Origin of the sequence: Catellatospora sp. NPDC049609 (genome assembly GCF_040675365.1) — a bacterium.
Taxonomy (GTDB): Bacteria; Actinomycetota; Actinomycetes; order Mycobacteriales; family Micromonosporaceae; genus Catellatospora.
This window is the reverse complement of the sequence record NZ_JBFAOU010000048.1, coordinates 20112-41002: the sequence shown is the minus strand read 5'-3', so window position 1 is coordinate 41002 and position 20891 is coordinate 20112. Positions and strand designations below refer to the sequence as shown.

General features: G+C 72.8%; 16 protein-coding genes and 2 pseudogenes. 15 read left to right on the top strand and 3 right to left on the bottom strand.

All coding sequences use genetic code 11. From position 1 onward, the window contains the following. Positions 1–28 precede the first annotated feature (28 nt). The gene (recN, locus tag AB0J67_RS16160) at positions 29–1780 is read left to right on the top strand and encodes a DNA repair protein RecN (RefSeq protein ID WP_363482464.1); all 1752 of its coding nucleotides are present in this window, start codon (positions 29–31) and stop codon (positions 1778–1780) included. A gap of 199 nt (positions 1781–1979) precedes the next feature. Here the strand turns inward: recN and AB0J67_RS16155 are convergent, their stop codons facing one another. Further along, on the bottom strand, positions 1980–2303 hold the full coding sequence (locus AB0J67_RS16155) for a multidrug efflux SMR transporter (RefSeq protein ID WP_363482462.1): 324 nt from the start codon (positions 2301–2303) through the stop codon (positions 1980–1982). A gap of 198 nt (positions 2304–2501) precedes the next feature. Between AB0J67_RS16155 and steA the strand changes: the two genes are divergently transcribed. From steA to AB0J67_RS16090, 13 genes and pseudogenes are all read left to right on the top strand, one after another. Next, positions 2502–3680, top strand: a complete 1179-nt coding sequence (gene steA / locus AB0J67_RS16150; RefSeq protein ID WP_363482459.1) for a putative cytokinetic ring protein SteA — start codon at positions 2502–2504, stop codon at positions 3678–3680. 27 nt (positions 3681–3707) lie between these two features. Then, complete coding sequence (locus AB0J67_RS16145) at positions 3708–4637, top strand: copper transporter (RefSeq protein ID WP_363482457.1); 930 nt, start codon at positions 3708–3710, stop codon at positions 4635–4637. 6 nt (positions 4638–4643) lie between these two features. Further along, positions 4644–5471, top strand: a pseudogene (locus AB0J67_RS16140) (hypothetical protein); the annotation flags it as partial. 491 nt (positions 5472–5962) lie between these two features. Continuing rightward, positions 5963–7585, top strand: coding sequence for a lipid II flippase MurJ (locus AB0J67_RS16135; protein WP_363482454.1), 1623 nt, complete (start codon positions 5963–5965; stop codon positions 7583–7585). A 38-nt stretch (positions 7586–7623) separates the two neighbouring features. Further along, on the top strand, positions 7624–8748 hold the full coding sequence (locus tag AB0J67_RS16130) for a glycosyltransferase family 4 protein (protein ID WP_363482451.1): 1125 nt from the start codon (positions 7624–7626) through the stop codon (positions 8746–8748). Further along, on the top strand, positions 8748–10970 hold the full coding sequence (locus tag AB0J67_RS16125; protein WP_363482449.1) for a hypothetical protein: 2223 nt from the start codon (positions 8748–8750) through the stop codon (positions 10968–10970). The genes AB0J67_RS16130 and AB0J67_RS16125 overlap by 1 nt, the downstream gene beginning before the upstream one ends. Positions 10971–11010: 40 nt before the next feature. After that, positions 11011–12714 (top strand): CTP synthase, encoded by a 1704-nt coding sequence (locus AB0J67_RS16120; RefSeq protein WP_363482447.1) that lies wholly within the window; start codon positions 11011–11013, stop codon positions 12712–12714. A gap of 71 nt (positions 12715–12785) precedes the next feature. Beyond that, entirely contained in the window at positions 12786–13379 is a 594-nt protein-coding gene (locus AB0J67_RS16115) for an NUDIX hydrolase (protein ID WP_363482444.1), read from the top strand. Between the two features lie 224 nt (positions 13380–13603). Next, the gene (gene ald / locus AB0J67_RS16110) at positions 13604–14716 is read left to right on the top strand and encodes an alanine dehydrogenase (RefSeq protein WP_363482441.1); all 1113 of its coding nucleotides are present in this window, start codon (positions 13604–13606) and stop codon (positions 14714–14716) included. A 253-nt stretch (positions 14717–14969) separates the two neighbouring features. Then, a complete protein-coding gene (locus AB0J67_RS16105; protein ID WP_363482439.1) occupies positions 14970–15899 on the top strand; it encodes an AAA family ATPase in 930 nt (309 codons plus the stop codon). Positions 15900–15965: 66 nt separating this feature from the next. Then, positions 15966–16976, top strand: a complete 1011-nt coding sequence (locus tag AB0J67_RS16100; protein ID WP_363482484.1) for a segregation/condensation protein A — start codon at positions 15966–15968, stop codon at positions 16974–16976. An 811-nt stretch (positions 16977–17787) separates the two neighbouring features. Continuing rightward, positions 17788–18351 (top strand): annotated as a pseudogene (scpB, locus tag AB0J67_RS16095) (SMC-Scp complex subunit ScpB); the annotation flags it as partial. After that, entirely contained in the window at positions 18338–19144 is an 807-nt protein-coding gene (locus AB0J67_RS16090) for a pseudouridine synthase (protein ID WP_363482436.1), read from the top strand. The pseudogene scpB and the gene AB0J67_RS16090, both read left to right, overlap by 14 nt. 24 nt (positions 19145–19168) lie before the next feature. Here AB0J67_RS16090 and AB0J67_RS16085 read toward each other — a convergent pair whose 3' ends face one another. Further along, a complete protein-coding gene (locus AB0J67_RS16085) occupies positions 19169–20023 on the bottom strand; it encodes an NAD(P)H-binding protein (RefSeq protein WP_363482433.1) in 855 nt (284 codons plus the stop codon). Between the two features lie 91 nt (positions 20024–20114). Between AB0J67_RS16085 and AB0J67_RS16080 the strand changes: the two genes are divergently transcribed. After that, complete coding sequence (locus AB0J67_RS16080) at positions 20115–20492, top strand: helix-turn-helix domain-containing protein (protein ID WP_363482430.1); 378 nt, start codon at positions 20115–20117, stop codon at positions 20490–20492. A 7-nt stretch (positions 20493–20499) separates the two neighbouring features. Here AB0J67_RS16080 and AB0J67_RS16075 read toward each other — a convergent pair whose 3' ends face one another. Next, positions 20500–20877, bottom strand: coding sequence for a nuclear transport factor 2 family protein (locus tag AB0J67_RS16075; RefSeq protein WP_363482428.1), 378 nt, complete (start codon positions 20875–20877; stop codon positions 20500–20502). Positions 20878–20891: the final 14 nt, after the last annotated feature.

The following is a 20891-nucleotide window of genomic DNA, read 5'->3' as shown; positions in this document are numbered from 1 at the left end:
TCGGAGGGGCGGGCTACTGTCATCTGCTGTGCTGGAAGAGTTGCGCATCACCGGTCTCGGCGTGATCGAGGACACCACCCTCCCGCTGACCCGTGGCATGAATGTCATCACCGGTGAGACCGGTGCCGGCAAGACCATGGTCGTCACCGGACTGGGGCTGCTCTTCGGCGGCCGCGCCGATGCCGGCCGCGTCCGGGCCGAGCCCGGACGGGCGACCGTGGAGGGCAGGCTGCGCCTGGCGGGCAACGCCGCCAGCGCGGTGGCCACCCGGGTCGCCGACGCGGGCGCCGAGCCCGACGTCGACGGCAGCCTGCTGATGAGCCGGACCGTCACCATCGAGGGCCGGTCCAAGGCGCACGTGGGCGGGCGGACCGTGCCGGTGTCGCTGCTGGGCGAGGTCGGCGAGCTGGTGCTGGCCGTGCACGGCCAGTCCGACCAGCTGCGGCTGCTGCGCCCGGCCGAGCAGCGCGGTTCGCTGGACCGCTTCGCCGGCCCCGAGCACGAGAAGCTGCTCGTCGAGTTCCGGGAGCTGTTCACCCGTTGGCGCGGCGTCGCCGACGACCTGGCCGACCGGCGCCGCAACGCGCGCACCCGGGCCCAGGAGGCCGACCTGCTGCGGCTCGGCCTCGACGAGATCACCCGGGTCGACCCGCAGCCCGGCGAGGACGACGAGCTGCGCGACGAGGCCCAGCGGCTGGAGCACGCCGAGGGCCTGCGCACCGCCGCGCACATCGCGCACCAGGCGGTCGCCGGCGGCGGTGAGACCGACAGCGAGGACGCGACCAGCCTGGTCGGCACCGCGCGGCGCACCCTGGAGTCGCAGTCCGGAGTGGACCCGAAGCTGGGCGAGTTCGCCGCCCGGCTCGAGGAGGCCGCGTCGCTGCTCGGCGACGTCTCCGTCGAGCTGTCGACATACCTGGCCAGCCTCGACGCCGACCCGGCCCGGCTGCAGTTCATCTACGAGCGGCGCGCCGCGCTGCGCTCGCTGACCCGCAAGTACGCCGACGACATCGACGGCGTCATCGCCTGGGCCGACAATGCCCGCAGCCGCCTCGGCGCGCTGGACAGCTCCGACGAGCTGCTCGAGGAGCTGGAGCGCGAGATGAACCGGCTCGCCGGCGAGGTCGCCGAGCTGGCCGCCAAGCTGCGCGAGGCGCGCACGGAGGCCGCGGGCCGCTTCGCCGACAAGGTCACCGTGGAGCTGGCGGGGCTGGCCATGCCGCACTCCCGCATCCAGGTGCTGGTGGTGCCGCGCGCGGCCGGTGACGTCAGCCTCACCGTCGGCGGGGTCGACTCCGGCGTGACCGCCGACGGCGCCGACGACATCGAGCTGCGCCTGCTCGCCCACCCCGGCGCGCCCGCCCTGCCGCTGCAGAAGGGCGCCTCCGGCGGTGAGCTGTCCCGGGTGATGCTCGCCATCGAGGTGGTCTTCGCCGGGGCCGGCGGCCCGCCCACGCTCGTCTTCGACGAGGTCGACTCCGGCGTCGGCGGCCGCGCGGCGGTCGAGATCGGGCGTCGCCTGGCCCGGCTCGCCCGCAACCACCAGGTGCTGGTGGTCACGCACCTGCCGCAGGTCGCCGCGTTCGCCGACCGCCACCTGGTGGTGGCCAAGGACACCGGCGGCGCGATCACGACCAGCGGCGTGCGCGTCGTCGAGGAGACCGAGCGGGCACGTGAGCTGGCCCGCATGCTGGCCGGCCTGCCGGACTCCGACCTGGGCATCGCGCACGCGGAGGAGCTGCTGGCGGTCGCCGCCCGCGAGCGCACCGCCACCGCCTGACCCGCCGAACCGGACGGAGGGCACCCGTCGCGACCTGCGGCCGGGTGCCCTTCGCGCTTCGGGTTCGGACCGCCCACCCCGTTCCGTCATAGACGTTGGCCTATCTGGATGAAGTCGATCACGATTTTGTCATCCAGATAGGCCAACGTCTATAAAAAAAGGGGGGCGGGGCGGGGCGGGGCAGCGTGGGGCACGTGGGTCAGTGTTGTTGGCCCAGTTCGAGGGCGGCTACGCCGGCGGCGACGAGGACGAGGCCGGCGACCTGGAGCCAGGTGAAGCGGTCGTTGAAGAACACGACGCCGGCCAGGGCGACCAGTGCCACGCCGATGCCGGCCCACACGCCGTACGCCAGGCCCAATGCCATGCCGCGCTTGAGGACCTGGCTGAGCAGGACGAACGCGGTGATGTAGCCGACCACGACCACGACGGACGGCACGAGCCTGGTGAACCCGGCGGAGGCGCGCAGGCAGACGGTGGCGACGACTTCGGCGAGAATGGCTCCGGCGAGCATGAGGTAGATCACGGGCACACTGTAAAGCGCGCCGAATCCTTCGGTTTTGCCCGATATCAGCAGCTAGCGCGGGCGTGCCGGTCGGCGGGTGAGGCGTACAGATGTCACGATGGGGTAGGCGAGGTTTCAGACATCACAATTCGGCCCGGATAGGTCGATCATGGGGTGTCGTACGCGCCAATACCGGACTGACATGCCAGGATGGCTGCGATGCGTCTTCCCACCTTGCGCCGGACCCGGCCCGCCGAACCCGGGATCCTCACCGGCACCGCACGGCTCGACCGCCGGACCAAGCGTCTGGTCGGCCGACTGCGCCCCGGCGAGATCGCCGTGATCGACCACGTCGACATCGACCGGGTCGCCGCCGACTCCCTGGTGGCCGTGGGGGTGGCGGCGGTGCTGAACGCCAAGCCCTCCATCTCCGGCCGCTACCCCAACCTCGGGCCGCAGGTGCTCGTCGAGGCGGGGATCACCCTGCTCGACGATCTGGGCGAGGGGGTGTTCCAGCAGATCCGCGAGGGTGACACGGTGCGGGTCGAGGGCAACACCGTGTTCGTGCGTGGCGAGCCGGTGGCGCACGGGGTGCGCCAGGACGGCGACTCCATCGCCAAGGCCATGCTCGACGCCCGCGAGGGCCTGTCGGTGCAGCTGGAGGCGTTCGCCGCGAACACCATGGAGTACCTGAAGCAGGAGCGCGAGCTGCTGCTCGACGGCGTCGGCGTGCCCGAGATCAAGACGCAGATCGCCGGACGGCACTGCCTGATCGTGGTGCGCGGCTACGACTACAAGGCCGATCTGGACGTGCTGCGCCCGTACATCCGCGAGTTCAAGCCGGTCCTGATCGGTGTGGACGGCGGTGCGGACGCGCTGGTCGAGGCCGGATACACCCCCGACATGATCATCGGCGACATGGACTCGGTCACCGACGACGTGCTGCGCTGCGGCGCCGAGGTGGTCGTGCACGCCTACCCGGACGGCCGCGCGCCCGGCCTGGACCGGGTGCACCAGCTCGGTGTCTCCGGGATCACCTTCCCCGCCGCGGCGACCAGCGAGGACATCGCGATGCTGCTGGCCGACGAGAAGGGCGCCACGCTGATCGTGGCGGTCGGCACACACGCCACGCTCGTGGAGTTCCTCGACAAGGGCCGCGGGGGCATGGCCTCGACGTTCCTCACCCGGCTGCGGGTGGGGGGCAAGCTGGTCGACGCCAAGGGCGTGAGCCGGCTGTACCGGCAGAGCATTTCAGGTTCTTCGCTGCTTTTGCTGGTATTGTCCGCCATCGCGGCGATGGCGGCGGCCGTCGCCGTGTCCACCGTGGGCAAGGCATACCTGTCACTGGCCGCGGAGTGGTGGGACGACGTGATGTTCCACCTGACGCGGCTGTTCTAGGGACCCGGACGATCAAGAGGCTCTGACGTGATCAACTTTAGGTACCACGTGGTGTCCATGACGGCGGTGTTCCTGGCCCTGGCGATCGGGCTGGTCGTCGGCACGGCGGCGCTCAACGGCCCGGCGGCGGACGCCCTCGAGGACAACGTCAACAACCTGCGCAAGAACAACTCGCAGCTGCGCGACCAGGTGACCGGCCTGCGTGACCAGGCCAACCGTGAGGAGCAGTTCGTCACCGAGGCCGCTCCGATCATGCTGTCCGGCAAGCTCACCAACCGGCGCCTGCTGCTGCTGGTCATGCCGTCGGGCCGTGACCAGGTCGAGGGCCTGGACGCCATGCTGAAGACCGCCGGCGCGAAGGTCACCGGCACCGTCGAGCTGACCGACAAGTTCTTCAACCCCGACAACAGCGTCGAGCTGCTCGACCTGGAGAACAAGGCCGAGCCGGCCAGCGTCCCGACCACCGCGATCCCGGCCAACAGCGACGGCGTCGAGTCGTCCAGCGCGCTGCTGGCCGCCGTGCTGCTCGACCGGGAGCCGGCCGTGCCGGCCGCGGACCGCGCGGCGGTGCTCGCGGCGTACAGCAAGCTCGGTTACCTGACGGTCTCCGGCACCGTCTCCGGCCCGGCCGAGGCCGTGGTCGTCGTCTCCGGCTCGCCGTACACCGACAGCCAGGCGGCGGGCAAGAACGCCGCGGTCAAGACCACCGCCGTGCAGTTCGACCGGGCGGGCGTCGCCGTGGTCGGCGGTGTGCTGGGCGGCGAGGGCAACCTGATGATCGAGGTACGCGACGACGCCACACTCGCCAAGACCATCTCGACCGTGGACAACGCCGAGACGGTGCAGGGCCAGGTCGCCGCGGCGCTCGCGCTGCACGAGCAGTTCTCGGACAACAAGGCCGGTCACTACGGCGTCGGCACCAACGCCAGCGCGTTGCTGCCGCAGCAGCAGAAGTGAGCTGACGTGGGATTACTCCTCCGAGCGGCACTCGTCGGCCTGGGCGCTTACGCCGCCCGGGCCGCACTGCGTACGGTGCGCACCCGTCCCGAGGCGGCGCAGCTGGAGCGCACGAACTTCCGCGGGCGCACGGTCACCCTGGCCGGCGGTCCGTCGCTGGCCGTGTCCGCGAGCGTCACCAGCGCGCTCGGGGCCGGTGACGCGCGCACCGCCACGGCCGCGCTGGCCGCCGGGCTCACCGGCGGCGCGGTCGGCCTCTACGACGACATCGTCGGCGCGCGACCCGACCAGAAGGGCGACAAGGGCTTCCGCGGGCACCTGCGGGCGCTGCGCGAGGGCCGGGTCACCAGCGGCCTCGTGAAGATCGCCGGGGTCGGCGCGGGCGCCCTGGTCGCCGCGGCGCTGCTGCCCGACCGGCGCGGCCGGGGCCGGCTGGGCCGGGCCGCCGAGGTGGCGCTGGGCGCCGGCGTCATCGCCGGCAGCGCAAACCTGTTCAACCTGCTCGACCTGCGTCCCGGCCGGGCGCTCAAGGCGGGCGTGCTGGTCGGCGTGCCGCTGACCGCCACCCGTGCGGGCGGCCTGGCCGCCGGTCCGGTCGGTGCGAGCGCCGGGCTGCTGCCCGACGACCTCGGCGAGGAGATCATGCTCGGCGACTCGGGCGCCAACGCGCTCGGCGCGCTGCTGGGCGTGGCCGCCACCGCCCGCACCGGCCTGTTCGGCCGGGCCGCGCTGCTGACCGGTATCGGCGCGCTCACCCTGGCCAGCGAGAAGGTCAGCTTCACCAAGGTCATCGAACGCACCCCGGTGCTGCGCGAGATCGACGCCTGGGGCCGCATCCCGGCGGCGCAGCCCGCGCGGCTGCCGGCGCAGAACCTGCCGGTCGCGCAGGATGCCGCGCCGTCACGGACCGGCGCGCGACCGCCGGTGACCGACGCGTCGGCCGAGACCCCCGGCGGTCCTGCCGCGCCGCAGCTGGTCGCCGAGGGCGGTTCCGCGCCGCAGCGCACTGCCGGGAGTGCTGACGTGCCCTCCAGCGGTGCCGTTGCAGCGCAGCCGGTCGCCGAGGCTGGTTCCGCGCCGCAGGGTGCTGCCGAGAGTGTCGACGTGCCTTCCAGCGGTGCTGCCGCGCCGCAGTCGACCGCCGGGCGAGGTGCCGCCGGGCGCCGGGCGCGCAAGGCGACGCCGCAGCAGCAGGCCGAGCAGGGTGCCGCCGCCGCGGAGACGGACCACCCGACGGACGCCGCGCCCAACGCCACGGCCGGGGAGGCCGCGCAGGGCAAGCCGCGACCGCGAGCACGGGCGCCGCGCAGTACGCAGAAATGACCGTGACCGCTGACGACAGGGTCGCGCCGGCGGGCCGCGGCCCGGCTGCGGCGCGGATAGCCGGTGCCGCGACGATGATCGCGGCGCTGACGGTGCTGAGCCGGCTGGCCGGGTTCGGCCGCACCCTGGTGTTCTCCCAGACGGTCGGCGTCGACGACCTCGGCGGCGTGTACCTGGCCGCCAACACCATTCCGAACATCATCTTCGAGATCGTCGCGGGCGGCGCGCTGGCCGGCCTGGTGGTGCCGCTGCTGGCCGGGCCGCTGGCGGCCGGTGACCGCGACCAGGTACGCCGTACCGTGTCGGCGCTGCTGACCTGGACCCTGGCCGTGCTGGTGCCGCTGGCGGTGCTGCTGTGGTTCGGCGCCGGGGCGGTGATGGGCCTGCTGCAGCCGGACGCGGCCCCGGCCCTGCACGACGCGGGCGCGTCCATGCTGCGGGTGTTCGCGCCGCAGCTGCCGCTCTACGGCATCGGCATCGTGCTCACCGGTGTGCTGCACGCCCACCGGCGCTTCGCGTGGCCGGTGCTGGCGCCGCTGCTGTCGAGCCTCACCGTGATGGGCGCGTACGTGCTGTTCGCGGTGCAGGCGGGGCGGGTGCCGGCGGTGGCGACGGTGTCCGGCGGGGAGCTGGCGATCCTGTCGGTGGGCACCACGCTGGGTGTGGTGGTGCTCTCGCTGTGCCTGGTGATCCCGGTGAGCCGGCTGCGGCTGGGCCTGCGCCCGACGTTCGTGATCGACCCCGGACAGCGCCGCCGCGTCGGCGGGCTCGCCGCGGCGGGCGTGGCCACGGTCGCGGCGCAGCAGATCGCGCTGCTGGTGACGATCCGGCTGGCGCTGGAGCCGGGGGCGGCCACCAACGCGGTCTACAACCTCGCGCAGACGCTCTACCTGCTGCCGTGGGCGGTGCTGGCGGTGCCCGCGGCGACCGCGGCGTACCCGGCCATCGCCACGGCGCACGCCACCGCCGACACGGCCACGCTGCGGCTGACCACGGCGCGTACGGGCCGGGCGGTGCTGCTGCTCAGCGGGCTCGGCGCGGCCGGGCTGGCCGCCGTGGCGCACCCCGCCGCGGCGTTCCTGGCCGACGGCGACCCCGACCGGAGCCGGGCGCTGGCCACGGCTGTGATCGCTTTCACGCCGGGCCTGCTCGGCTACGGCCTGGCCGCGCTGCACCAGCGCACGCTGTACGCCGTCGGTGCGAACCGGCTGGCCGCGCTGGGCGTGTCGGGCGGCTGGGCGGTCGCGCTGGGCGCGGCGCTGGTGCTGGCGCGGACGCTGCCGGACGGGCAGCGGGCCGCGGCGCTGGGCGCGGCCAACTCGATCGGGATGCTCGTGATGGCGGTGCTGCTCGCCCTGGCGGTCCGTGCCCGGACGGGCGGTGCCGCCCTGTCCGGCCTGCTCCGGGCGGCTCTGGCCGGTTCCGTGGCGGCGCTGGCGGGCGGTGTGGCGGGGGCGGAGGCGGGACACGCCGTGGCGTCCGACACCCCAGGCATCATTGCTCTGGCCGGACAGGGCATGCTGTCCGGTGGCGTGTCGCTTGTAGTCTTTTTGATCGTCTGCGCCCTGCTCGACCTGCCGGACCTGCGTCCACTGCTCGACAGGGTGAGCCGCCGGCGCGGCTGACCGGACGCGGCATGCGCGGGCGAGATGCGGGAGGACCGTTGACCACGGGGACCGAATGGAACGGCAGTGTCGTGCTGCTGCTCGCCTCCAGCACGGGCGGGATCGGCCAGCACGTGGCCGGCCTGGCCGAGGGCCTGTCGCGGGCCGGCTGCGAGGTGACCGTGTGCGGCCCGGCCGACACCGAGGAGCACTTCCGGTTCACCGACCGCGGCGCCCGCTTCCACCCGGTGGAGATCCCCGCCGAGCTGCACCCCAGTGACATGCGGGCGGTACGCGCGCTGCGCCAGCACCTGCTCGCGGCCCGCCCCGGCGTGCTGCACGCGCACGGGCTGCGCGCCGGGCTCGCCGCGGCGCTGGCCCGGCCCACCTGCCCGCTGGTGACCACCTGGCACAACGCCCCGCTGCGGGCCGGCCTGCGCGGCCGGGTGCACACGCTGGTGGAGCGGATCGTGGCGCGCGCCTCCGCGGTCACCCTGGGCGCCTCCAGCGACCTGGTGGCCCGCGCGAAGGCGGTGGGCGCGGTCGACGCGCGGCTGGCCCCGGTCGCCGCGCCGAAGCTGCGGCGCACCCGGCGCAGCCGGGCCGCGATCCGCTCGGGCCTCGGCGTCGCCGACGGGGTGCCGGTGGTGCTGTCGGTGGGCCGGCTGCACCCGCAGAAGGCGTACGACATGCTGGTCTCGGTCGCGGCGCGGTGGCGGGACATGTCCCCGATGCCGCGGGTGCTGATCGCGGGCGAAGGCCCCGCCTACCTCGACCTCGCCGCGCAGATCTCGCAGCTGCGCGCCCCGGTGACCCTGCTCGGCCACCGCAACGACATCGGCGACCTGATCGCCGCGTCCGACCTCGCCGTGGTCACCAGCGTCTGGGAGGCCCGGCAGCTGTTCGCGCAGGAGGCGCTGAGCGGCGGGCTGCCGCTGATCGCCACCGCCGTCGGCGGCATTCCGGAGCTGGTCGGCGACGGCGCGCACCTGATCGAGCCGAGCGACCCGGACGGCCTGGACGCCGCCGTGCGCAAGCTGCTCGGCGACGAGCAGGCCCGCGCCCGGCTGGGCGAGCGCGGCCTCGCGCAGGCCGCGACCTGGCCCGACGAGCAGGCGACCGTGGACGGCGTCCGTGCCGTCTACGCCGAGCTGACCGCGCTCGGCAGCACGGGGCGCGTCTGATGCTCCGCCGGCCGCCCCTCCTGGCCCTCGCCCTGATCATGCTGGCGCTGCTCGGCCTGGCCCTGCCCGCGCTGTCCCGCCCGGCCGCCGCGGTGCCCGCCGCCGCGCCCGTCGAGGACGACGAGGCCGACTACGTGGTCATCGCCGGTGCGGCGGGCCTGCGCTGGGACGACATCGACGCCGACCGTACGCCGAACCTGTGGCGGCTGGCCGAGCGCGGCTCGATCGGGTCCCTGTCGACCCGCTCCGCGCACGTGCCGACCTGCCCGGCCGACGGCTGGCTGACGCTGGGCGCGGGCAACTACGCCGAGCGCACCGGCATCGACGAGGAGCCGGGGGAGCCCGACCTGCGGCAGGACCCGGACCTGGCCGAGCAGTGCCCGAAGCTGGACGTGCCGATCGAGCAGCCCGACGCGTTCGGGGCGTTCCTGCCCGACCAGGAGGCCGTCGTGGAGCGCCAGCGCGAGCTGCCGTACGGCACGGTGCCCGGTGCGCTGGCCGAGTCGGTGCGTTGCACGGCCGCGGTCGGGGAGGGCGCGGCGGTGGCCGCGGCCCGCTCGTTCGGCCGGGTCGACCGGTACTTCCCCGCGCTGCCCGCCGGCAAGGACGGCACCAAGGCGCTCGGCGAGTGCCTGCTCAGCATCGTGGACCTGGGCGCGATCGACGGCCGCACCCCGCAGCAGCGGCTCAAGCAGGCCGCAGCCGTGGACAAGCAGCTCGGGCAGGTGCTGGCGGCCCGCCCGAAGAACTCGACGCTGCTGGTCGCCGGCGTCGCCGACACCGACCGCAGCTCGCGGCTGCACGCGGTGATCGCCGACGGGCCGGGCTGGCAGGGCGGCTACCTGACCTCGGCCACCACCAGCCGCGCCGGCTACCTGCAGCTGGTGGACCTGGCGCCGACGGCGCTGACTATGCTCGGCCGCGAGGTCCCGAAGAAGATCATGGCGGGGCACCCGGCGGTGCTGGCCGACGGTCGCCCGACCGACCTGGGGCAGGCGACCGCGGCGGGCACCGACGCCGACCGGCGCGCCGCCGCCGCGCGTACCGTCTCGGCCTGGTTCTTCTGGCTGCTGGCGCTGGTGCAGATCGGGCTGTTCGCGGCCGTGGTGCCGCTGCTGCGGCGCAGCTACCGCCATGCCGGGCCGACGGGGCCGACCCCGCCCCCGCAGCGCCTGGTGCGGCTGCTGGAGGTGCTGCTGACCGGTGCCTCCCTGGCGCTGCCCGCGGCGCTGATCGCCGGCATCGTGCCGTGGTGGCGCTTCGGCCGCCGTGGGCTGATCTTCGGCCTGGTCACCGCCGGTATCACCCTGCTGCTCACCTTCGTCACGGTCCGGCTGCCGCTGTTCCGTACGCGCACCCTCGGCCCGGTCGGGATGGTCGCCGCCATCGCCGCGACGGTGGTCGGTCTCGACCTGCTCACCGGCGCTCGGCTCCAGCTCAACGGGGTGGCGGGCTACTCAGCCCTGGAGGGCCTGCGCTACTCCGGCATCGGGCTGGTCGGCATGGGCGTGTTCTTCGCCGGGGTGCTGCTCACCGCGGGCACGCTGTGCTACCTCGTGCCGCACCGCAACCGGCCGCTGCTGGTCGCCGCGATCGGCACGGCGGGCGTGCTGCTGGTGGGCATCCCGGCGCTCGGCGCCGACGCGGGCGGCGCGGTGGCGCTCACCGCCGGGGTGTGCCTGACCGCGGCCCTGTGCCCGGGCGGCTTCCTGACCTTCAAGCGGCTGGCCGTGGCCGTCGGCGTCGGCGCGGTGGCGACCGTCGCCTTCGCGCTGGTCGACGTACGCCAGCCGGTCGAGCAGCAGGGCAGCCTCGGGCGCTTCATCAGCCAGCTCGTCGACGGCACCTCCGGGCTGACGCTGAGCCGGCTCGGCAACGCCAACCGCATCGCCCTGGTGACCAGCCCGCTGACCGTGCTGGCGCTGGTCTCCGCGGTCTTCCTGTGGGTCGTGCTGATGCGACCCTGGGGCGGCCTGAAGCGCCTCTACGGCATCTACCCGCCGATCCGGGCCGCGGTGGCCGGGATCATCCTCGCCTCGATCGTGGGCGGCCTGCTCGGCGGCTCGGCGCTCAACGTGGCCGGCGCCGCGGCCGCGACGGCGGTGCCCATCCTCACGCTGGGCGCGATGCGGGTCCTCGGGCACGCCGCCGACCGCACCCGCGTCGTCGAGGAGCCCGCCGCGGTGACCGCCGACACCCCGGGGACGGTTTCGGCGACGTAGCCCGCGGATGAACGCCGAGGCCGTGTTAGGGTGAAACCCCGTGGTAGCAGCGCGGACGACCAAACATATTTTCGTCACCGGAGGCGTGGCCTCCTCGCTGGGCAAGGGACTAACCGCCTCCAGCCTCGGCAATCTTCTCACCGCTCGTGGTCTGCGGGTGGTCATGCAGAAGCTCGATCCCTATCTGAACGTGGATCCGGGCACCATGAACCCCTTCCAGCACGGCGAAGTCTTCGTGACCGAGGACGGTGCCGAGACCGACCTCGACGTCGGGCACTACGAACGCTTCCTCAACCGGGACCTGTCGGCTAAGGCCAACGTCACCACCGGCCAGATCTACTCGGCGGTGATCGCCAAGGAGCGGCGCGGGGAGTACCTGGGCGACACCGTCCAGGTGATCCCGCACATCACCAACGAGATCAAGCACCGGATCCGGGCCATGGCCGAGCCGGACGAGCACGGCCGCACCCCGGACGTGGTGATCACCGAGGTCGGCGGCACGGTCGGCGACATCGAGTCGCTGCCGTTCCTGGAGTCGATCCGGCAGATCCGCCACGACGTGGGCCGGGACAACTGCTTCTACCTGCACGTCTCGCTGGTGCCGTACCTGGCGCCGTCGGGCGAGCTGAAGACGAAGCCGACCCAGCACTCGGTGGCGGCCCTGCGCAACATCGGCATCCAGCCCGACGCGCTGGTCTGCCGGTCCGACCGGGAGATCCCGGCCAGCATGAAGAGCAAGCTCGCCCTCTACTGCGACGTGGACACCGAGGCGGTCGTGTCGGCGCCGGACGCGCCGAGCATCTACGACATCCCGAAGGTGCTGCACCGCGAGGGCCTGGACGCGTACGTGGTGCGCCGGCTGGGCCTGTCGTTCCGGGACGTGGACTGGACCGCCTGGGACGACCTGCTGGAGCGGGTGCACCACCCGGTGCACGAGGTGACGATCGCGCTGGTCGGCAAGTACATCGACCTGCCCGACGCGTACCTGTCGGTGTCCGAGGCGATCCGCGCGGCCGGGTTCGGCCACCGCGCCAAGGTGAAGCTCAAGTGGGTGCCCAGCGACGACTGCCAGACCGCCGAGGGCGCGGCCAAGGCGCTCGCGCACGTCGACGGCGTGGTGATCCCGGGCGGCTTCGGCGTGCGCGGCATCGAGGGCAAGATCGGCGCGGTCCGGTACGCCCGCGAGAACCGCATCCCGACCCTGGGCCTGTGCCTGGGCCTGCAGTGCATGGCCATCGAGGTGGCCCGGCACGTGGGCGGGGTCGCCAAGGCCAGCTCGCTGGAGTTCGACGAGCAGACCTCTGACCCGATCATCTCGACCATGGCCGACCAGGAGGACATCGTCGCGGGCAAGGGCGACCTGGGCGGCACCATGCGGCTGGGGGCCTACCCGGCGAAGCTCGCGCCCGGCTCGATCGTGGCCGAGGTGTACGGCGCCACCGAGGTCAGCGAGCGGCACCGGCACCGGTACGAGGTCAACAACGCCTACCGGCCGGCGCTGGCCAAGGCGGGCCTGCAGATCTCCGGCACCTCGCCGGACGGCCGGCTGGTCGAGTTCGTCGAGCTGGACCGGGAGCTGCACCCGTACTTCGTGGCCACGCAGGCGCACCCGGAGCTGAAGAGCCGGCCGACGCACCCGCACCCGCTGTTCTCGGGTCTGGTGGGAGCGGCGATCGCCTATGCTCAGGCCGACCAGCTGCCCGGTGTCACCGAGGCGGCCGAACCGGTGGCGGCCAAGCGCTGAGACCGGACGACACGCTGGTCGTGGGACGCGTTCCCACGGCCGGCGTCGTCTTTTGTGGACCAGGAGGCAGGGTGTACGAGGTCGTCGGCAGCACCGAGCGGTACGCCGGACGGATCTTCCGGGTCGCCACCGACCAGGTGGTGATGCCCGGCGGCGAGGTCGCGGCGCGGGACGTGGTGCGCCACGTCGGCGCGGTGGGCGTGGTGGCGCTCGACGACCACGACCGGGTGGTGCTGGTCCGGCAGTACCGGCATCCGGTCGGCCGCTACCTGTGGGAGCTGCCCGCGGGCCTGATCGACGTGCAGGGCGAGGGGCTGGCCGCCGCGGCGCTGCGCGAGCTGGCCGAGGAGGCCGACCTCGTCGCGGGCCGGATCGACCTGCTGGTGGACATGTTCACCACGCCGGGCTGCTCCGACGAGCTGATCCGGGTGTTCCTCGCCCGCGACCTGACGCCGGTCCCCGACGGCGAGCGCCACGACCGCGCCGACGAGGAGGCCGACCTCACAGTCGAGCTCGTCCCGCTGGACGACGCGCTGGCCATGGTCTTCGACGGCCGTATCGCCAACGGTCCCGCCGTGGGGGGCCTGCTCGCCGCGGCCCGCGCCCGCGACACCGGCTTCAAGGACCTGCGCCCGGCCGACGCCCCGCTGCCCGGGTCGGCCTAGCCCAGGGCGGTTGGCGGTAAATATCCGATTCGCGACTATCCTTGGTAACGCCGCGAGGCGGTGGTGTCGCGCGTGAACACAGTGTCAGGCCGGTGAGCCATCAGCTTGCACTGTGTCAGGCGCTCGGGTCCGCGGTGCGGGCCTAGACTGCCGCCGCGGGGGGTAGACCAGCGGCAACGGCGCCGCGGGCGCTCCCGCAGCGCAGGATCGAGGAAGGTGCAGTCGTGAAGGTCGGTATCCCACGCGAGGTCAAGAACCACGAGTACCGGGTGGCGATCACCCCGGCGGGCGTGCACGAGTTCGTCCGCAACGGCCACGACGTCGTCATCGAGACCGGCGCCGGGCTCGGCTCGTCCATCACGGACGAGGAGTACACGGCGGCGGGTGCGCAGATCCTCTCCACCGCCGACGAGGTGTGGGCGCAGGCCGAGCTGGTGCTGAAGGTCAAGGAGCCCATCGCCGAGGAGTACCACCGCATGCGCGAGGGTCAGGTGCTCTTCACGTACCTGCACCTGGCCGCCTCCAAGGAGTGCACCGACGCCCTGATGACCCAGAAGGTCACCGGCATCGCGTACGAGACCGTGGAGACCGCGGACCACCAGCTGCCGCTGCTCGCCCCGATGAGCGAGGTCGCGGGCCGGCTCGCCCCGCAGGTCGGCGCGTACCACCTGATGCGCTTCGCGGGCGGCCGGGGCGTGCTGCCCGGCGGCGTGCCCGGCGTGCGCCCGGCCAAGGCCGTCGTGATCGGCGCGGGCGTGTCCGGCCTCAACGCCGCCACCATCGCCCACGGCCTGGCCTTCGAGGTCACCGTGCTGGACAAGAACATCAAGAAGCTGCGCGAGGTCGACCAGCAGTTCGGCGGCCAGGTCCGCACGGTCATGTCGAACGCGTTCGAGCTGGAGCGCGCGGTCCTGGAGGCCGACCTCGTCATCGGCGCCGTGCTGGTGCCCGGCGCGAAGGCCCCGACCCTGGTCAGCAACGAGCTGGTGTCCCGGATGAAGCCGGGCAGCGTGCTCGTCGACATCTCGATCGACCAGGGCGGCTGCTTCGAGGACTCGCACCCGACCACCCACGCCAACCCGGTCTACAAGGTGCACGAGTCGGTCTTCTACTGCGTCGCCAACATGCCCGGCGCGGTCCCGCACACCAGCACCTACGCGCTGACCAACGTCACCCTGCCGTACGCGGTCGAGCTGGCCAACCACGGCTGGCAGGAGGCGCTGCGCCGCGACCCGGCGCTGAAGCTGGGCCTGAACACCCACGCCGGCGAGATCACCTACGGCCCGGTGGCCGAGGCGCACGGCCTCACCGCCGTGGACGTCGACTCGCTGCTCTGACCAGCGTTTTCCCGATGCCGGTGGCGCCCGCGCGCCACCGGCATCGTCGTATCACGACCCGGGCTTCCGCTTGCGGTGACCGGGCTGGTGCCGGATCGTGAAGACACGCCGAGGCGTGGCGGTACGCCGACCGCGTCGGTGACGTACAGTCGGACGACGACGACACGCATGCGGCCGGTCGGGGAGCTGATGGCCCACTCACGACGGCGCCTCATCCGGCCGGACGGATGTCGTCGGGAAGGGCGTAGCGGAGATGGCAGGCAACGGGCGCGCGGAGGCATGGACCTCGACGCTGCGGGCGGAACAGTCCCGCTTGGACCTCGGCGCTGACCTGGGTCCGGCGGATCCTTCCGCCTACACCGCCCGCAGGGAGATCCCGGAGCCGATGCCGACCGACCGGCACGGGCCCGCCCGGATCATCGCCATGGCCAACCAGAAGGGCGGCGTGGGCAAGACCACGACCACCATCAACCTCGGCGCCGCCCTGGCCGAGTACGGCCGCAAGGTCCTGCTCGTCGACTTCGACCCGCAGGGCGCGCTGTCCGTCGGCCTGGGCGTCAACCCGCACAACCTCGACCTGTCCGTCTACAACCTGCTCATGCAGGACGACGTGACCGCCGAGGACGTCATCATCAAGACCGACGTCGCGGGCCTGCACCTGCTCCCGGCCAACATCGACCTGTCGGCCGCCGAGATCCAGCTCGTCAACGAGGTCGCCCGCGAGATGGCGCTGGCCCGCGTGCTGAAGACGGTGCGCAAGGAGTACGACTACATCCTCATCGACTGCCAGCCGTCGCTGGGCCTGCTCGCCATCAACGCGCTGACCGTCGCGCACGGCGTGCTCATCCCGCTGGAGTGCGAGTTCTTCAGCCTGCGCGGCGTGGCCCTGCTGCTGGACACCATCGACAAGGTTCGCGAGCGGCTCAACTTCGACCTGGAGCTCGAAGGCATCCTGGCGACGATGTACGACAGCCGCACCACGCACTGCCGCCAGGTGCTGCAGCGCGTCGTCGAGGCGTTCGGCGACAAGGTGTACCAGACCGTGATCACCAAGACGGTGAAGTTCCCGGAGTCGACCGTGGCCGGCGCGCCGATCACGTCGCTGGATCCCGCCTCGTCGGGCGCCCGCAACTACCGGCAGCTCGCGCGCGAAGTGATCGCGGCCGAGGCCGCCCGTCGCTGATCAGTGGCCGACCGGCCTGCGGTCGGGAACTGAGCTGCTGGGATACTGTGCGACGTGAGCGATCCCGTGGTGACGGCCGAGCAGGCCGGCGAGCAGTCGGCTGAACCGTCCGGTTCCGGCCGCTTCACCGTGCGGCTCACCAACTTCGAGGGTCCGTTCGACCTGCTGCTGCAGCTCATCGGCAAGCACAAGCTCGACGTCACCGAGGTGGCGCTGCATCGGGTCACCGACGACTTCATCGCCCACATCCGCGCCATGGGCAAGGACTGGGACCTCGACGAGGCCAGCGAGTTCCTGGTCATCGCCGCCACCCTGCTCGACCTGAAGGCGGCCCGGCTGCTGCCCGCCGCCCAGGTGGAGAGCGAGGAGGACCTGGCCCTGCTGGAGGCCCGCGACCTGCTCTTCGCCCGCCTCCTGCAGTACCGCGCGTTCAAGCAGGCCGCCGCGTTCATCGCCGACCTGGAGGTCAACGGCGCCAAGCGCTGGCCCCGGTCGGTCTCCCTGGAGGCGCAGTACGCCGAGGCGCTGCCCGACCTGGTGCTCGGCATCGGGCCGGACCGGCTGGCCAAGCTCGCGCTCAAGGCGTTCCTGCCCAAGGCGGCACCGCCGACGGTCTCCGTCGCGCACATCCACCAGGTCCGCGTCAGCGTGCGCGAGCATGCCGAGCTGCTGCGCGCCCGGCTGTTCGAGCTGGGCACCGCCACGTTCCGCGAGCTCACCGAGGACTGCGAGAACACCCTGGAAGTGGTGGCCCGGTTCCTGGCTCTGCTGGAGCTGTACCGGGAGGGCCTGGTCGCCTTCGACCAGCAGCAGGCGCTCGGCGAGCTGACCGTGTCCTGGACCGGCGGCGACGCGGCCGGGGGCGACCTGGCGGTCGACGACTACGACGGCGACGACGAGGCGAAGCAGGCGCTGGCCGCCGAACAGGCGCGCGCCGCCCGGACGCCCGACGACGGCGACGCGGACGAGGACGACGAGCCGGACGATGATCCGGACGATCCGGGGGCGTCGAGCACGGACGGGCCGGCGGCACCGGCAGGGGAGCCGGTCGAGGTGGGGGAGAACGAAGATGACTGACAACGAGTCACTGGAACAGCAGGCCGCGGCCTGGGTTCCCCCATGGGCCCGCACCCCCGCCCCCGAGGAGAGCAAGAGCACCGCCTCAACTGATCCAGTCGAGGAAGAGCACCTTCTCGACGCTGAGCAGACCGGCCCGGGAGACGGAACGGTGCTCGCCGACGACGCACGCATCGAGGTCACGGCGGAGCCCTTGATCGCGCCCGTCGAGCCGGAGGGCGCCGTCGAGCCGGACGCCGTGGCTGCGGTCGTGCCGTCGCAGGAGCCGGTCGAGGATGTGGACGTCCGCGCCGAGGCACCCGAGCCGGCCGACCCGGACCTGGACACTGTCGAGTGCGGGCCGGACGACCTGGCCGGGCCGATGGACGACGTGACCGACGAGAGCCGCGCGGCTTTCGGGGAGGGCGCTCCGGCGTTCGGGGAGGCTGCGTTCGAAGACGGCGGCGAGCCGGCCGATCCGGACACGGAAGCCGCTGCCGCCGAGCCGACCGGCGTGGAGTCTCTCAAGACCGAGTCTGTCGCCTCGCACGACGACGTCGTGGCTGAGCCTGCAGCGGCGGATGAGGCCGCTGTTACCGACGAGCGTGTCGTCGTGGAGGGGACTGCTGTTACCGACGAGGCTGCGGTGCACGACGACGTGGCGGCGCCGGTAGACCCCGCGGCCGACGCGGTCGAGTCGGGCGACGCCGCGGCCGATGCGGTGGAGGAGCTGGCCGAGGCGTTGGGTACGCCGGTCGGCGGAGACTTCGACGTGGACGCGCCGGACGACAGCGGTGAGGCGGCCATGGCGGTCGCGTCGTCGAAACTCGCCGCGCCGCCGCCCGGACTGGCCGCCGACGAGCTGATCCCGGCGCTGGAGGCGATCCTGCTGGTGGTCGACGAGCCCGTCAGCGAGATCACCCTGGCCGAGGTGCTGGAGGTGCCCGCCGAGCTGGTCGCGGGCACGCTGATCGACCTGTCGGCCGCGTACACCCGCCAGAACCGGGGCTTCGACCTGCGCCGGGCGGCTGGCGGCTGGCGGCTGTACACCCGTGCCGCGTTCGCGCCGTACGTCGAGCGCTTCGTGCTGGACGGGCAGCAGCTGCGGCTCACTCAGGCGTCGCTGGAGACGCTGGCCGTGGTGGCGTACAAGCAGCCGGTCACCCGCTCGCGCATCTCGGCGATCCGCGGCGTCAACTGTGACGGCGTGATCCGTACCCTGGTCACCCGGGGCATGATCGAGGAGTGCGGCACGGAGCCCGAGTCGGGCGCACACCTTTACCGCACGACCAGCCTGTTCCTGGAGAAACTGGGCCTTGACTCGGTCTCCCAGCTGCCGCCGCTGGCCCCGTTCCTGCCGGACAACGTCGAGGAGATCGCAGATGAACAGCGCTGATGCCATGACCGAGGGCGCTGAGCGTCTCCAGAAGATCCTGGCCCAGTCCGGGGTGGCCTCGCGCCGGGCCAGCGAGGAGCTGATCGCGGCGCGGCGGGTCACCGTCAACGGCAAGGTCGCCAAGCTCGGCGACAAGGCCGACCCGATCAGCGACGTGATCCACGTCGACGGCCAGCGCATCGTCACCGACACGAACCTGGTCTACCTGGCCATGAACAAGCCGCGCGGCGTCGTGTCGACGATGGCCGACGACAAGGGCCGCGAGGCGGTCGCCGACTACCTCGGCAACCTGAACACCCGCGTCTACCACGTGGGCCGGCTCGACGCCGACTCCGAGGGCCTGCTGCTGCTGACCAACGACGGCGGCCTCGCACACAAGCTGATGCACCCGTCGTACGAGGTGCCGAAGACGTACCTGGTCGAGCTGATCGGGCCGCTGCCGCGCGTGGTCGGCCGCGAGCTGATGGCCGGGGTGCAGCTGGAGGACGGCTTCGCCAAGCTCGACGACTACCGCCTCAAGCAGGCCATCGACAAGCAGGCGCTGGTCGAGGTGGTGCTGCACGAGGGGCGCAACCGGATCGTGCGGCGCATGTTCGACCACGTCGGCTTCCCGGTGCAGCGGCTGGTGCGTACCGCCATCGGCCCGATCAAGCTGGGCGACCTGAAGGCGGGCCGCCACCGTCGGCTGAACCCCGGCGAGGTGGCGGCCCTGTTCAAGATCACCGACCGGAAGGGCCGGGGACAGGCCGAGGTGATCCAGGAGGCCGAGGAGCCCGAGGCGTACGAGGACTAGGCCGGTCGCCGCCCCGGACCCGGGTCAGCCCTTCAGCGCCGCGGTCACGGCGTCGGCCAGCGGCGTGGTCGGGCGGCCGATCAGCCGGGACAGGTCGTCGCCGGTGCCGGCCAGCTCGCCCTTGGCCACCGACACGTCGACACCGGCGAGGATCGTCGCGAACATCTCCGGCAGGCCCGCGCCGATCAGGATGTCCCGGTACGCGTCGGGCGTGACGTTCCGGTAGACGATCTCCCGGCCGGTCTGGTGGCTCAGCTCGGCGGCGTACTCGGCGTAGCTCCACGCGGTGTCGCCGTTGAGCTCGTACGTCCGGTTCTCGTGGCCGTCGCCGGTCAGCACCGCGACGGCCGCCGCCGCGTAGTCGGCCCGTGACGCGGACGCGATCCGCCCGTCACCGGCCGCCTGGACCACCGCGCCGTGCGCCAGCACCGGGGCCAGGTTCCCGGTGATCACCTCGTGGTACCAGTTGTTGCGCAGCAGCGTGTAGGGCACCCCGGCGCCGAGCAGCACGTGCTCGGTGGCCCGGTGGTCGTCGGCCAGCGCCGCGGTCAGGCTCCCCGGCGCGCTGGTGTACGCCAGCAGCGCGACGCCGGCCGCCGCGGCCGCCTCGATCACCGCCCGGTGCTGGGCCACCCGGTCCTTGCCGACCTCGCTGCCCGAGACGAGCAGCACCCGGTCGCCGGGCGCGAACGCCCCCGCGAACGTGGCCGGGGTGTCGTAGTCGCCGACGTGCAGCCGCACCCCTTGCGCGGCCAGCGCGGCGGCCTTCTCCCGGTCCCGGACGACGGCGGTGACCTGGCCGGCCGGCACCCGCGCCAGCAGACCTTCGATGACGTGCCCGCCCAGCTGGCCGGTGGCCCCGGTGACGACAACGCTCATAACGGATATCTCCTTGTCAAACGGTTCTGCGATCCACCCTAGGCGCTCGCTAACCGTTTGATCAGTACCCACTTCGAAGTAAGGTACTGGTATGGCGGTAAGTGTCTCCACCAGCTCGGCCGAAGCGCTGTGCCCGTACCGGCTCGTCCTGGAGCACGTCACCAGCCGGTGGGGTGTCCTGGTGCTGATCGAGCTGCTGGACGGCCCGCGCCGGTTCGGCGAGCTGCGCCGTGCCGTCGGCCGGGTCAGCGAGAAGATGCTCACCCAGACGCTGCAGACCCTCGAACGCGACGGCATGGTGCACCGCGACGCGAAGCCGGTCATCCCGCCGCGCGTCGACTATTCCCTCACCGACATGGGGCGCGAGGCCGCCACGCAGGTCCGAGCGCTGGGCGTGTGGACGCAGGAACGCATGGACGACGTGCGGCAGGCCCGCGCCCGCTACGACGCGGCGCGGGCCGCCGACTGACCCCCCGCTAGATCGGTTCCACGTAGGCGGCGCGCCACTGCGGTGACGGGTCGGCGCCGGGCTGCGTCCAGTACTCGCGGCCGTCGATGATCCGGCCGTCCAGCACGGTCCAGAACGACACCGCGCGGTGCACGCCCATGCTCTCGTGCGGGACCTCCACCTCGGACACCACCGTCGCGCCGTCGGCCACGATCCGCAGGACGCGGATCGTCCAGCCCTCCGGGTACTCCGCGTTGACGGCCACGTAGTTCGCCCGTCCCACGATCCGCTCCCCGCTGACCGGCCACTCGACCACCAGGTCCTCGGCGAGCAGCTCGGTCAGGCCGGTCCAGTCGCGTGCCTGCATGCGGTCCCAGAGCGCCTGCACGATCTTCATCGGTTCCATGCGGCGCATCCTGA

Bases quoted from the DNA above. Each gene is read 5' to 3' on its own strand.
- AB0J67_RS16090 (WP_363482436.1), top strand. From the start codon at position 18,338: ATGAACAGCGCTGATGCCATGACCGAGGGCGCTGAGCGTCTCCAGAAG.
- AB0J67_RS16075 (WP_363482428.1), bottom strand. From the start codon at position 20,877: ATGGAACCGATGAAGATCGTGCAGGCGCTCTGGGACCGCATGCAGGCA.
- steA (WP_363482459.1), top strand. From the start codon at position 2,502: ATGCGTCTTCCCACCTTGCGCCGGACCCGGCCCGCCGAACCCGGGATC.
- AB0J67_RS16085 (WP_363482433.1), bottom strand. From the start codon at position 20,023: ATGAGCGTTGTCGTCACCGGGGCCACCGGCCAGCTGGGCGGGCACGTC.
- AB0J67_RS16125 (WP_363482449.1), top strand. From the start codon at position 8,748: ATGCTCCGCCGGCCGCCCCTCCTGGCCCTCGCCCTGATCATGCTGGCG.
- AB0J67_RS16080 (WP_363482430.1), top strand. From the start codon at position 20,115: ATGGCGGTAAGTGTCTCCACCAGCTCGGCCGAAGCGCTGTGCCCGTAC.
- AB0J67_RS16105 (WP_363482439.1), top strand. From the start codon at position 14,970: ATGGCAGGCAACGGGCGCGCGGAGGCATGGACCTCGACGCTGCGGGCG.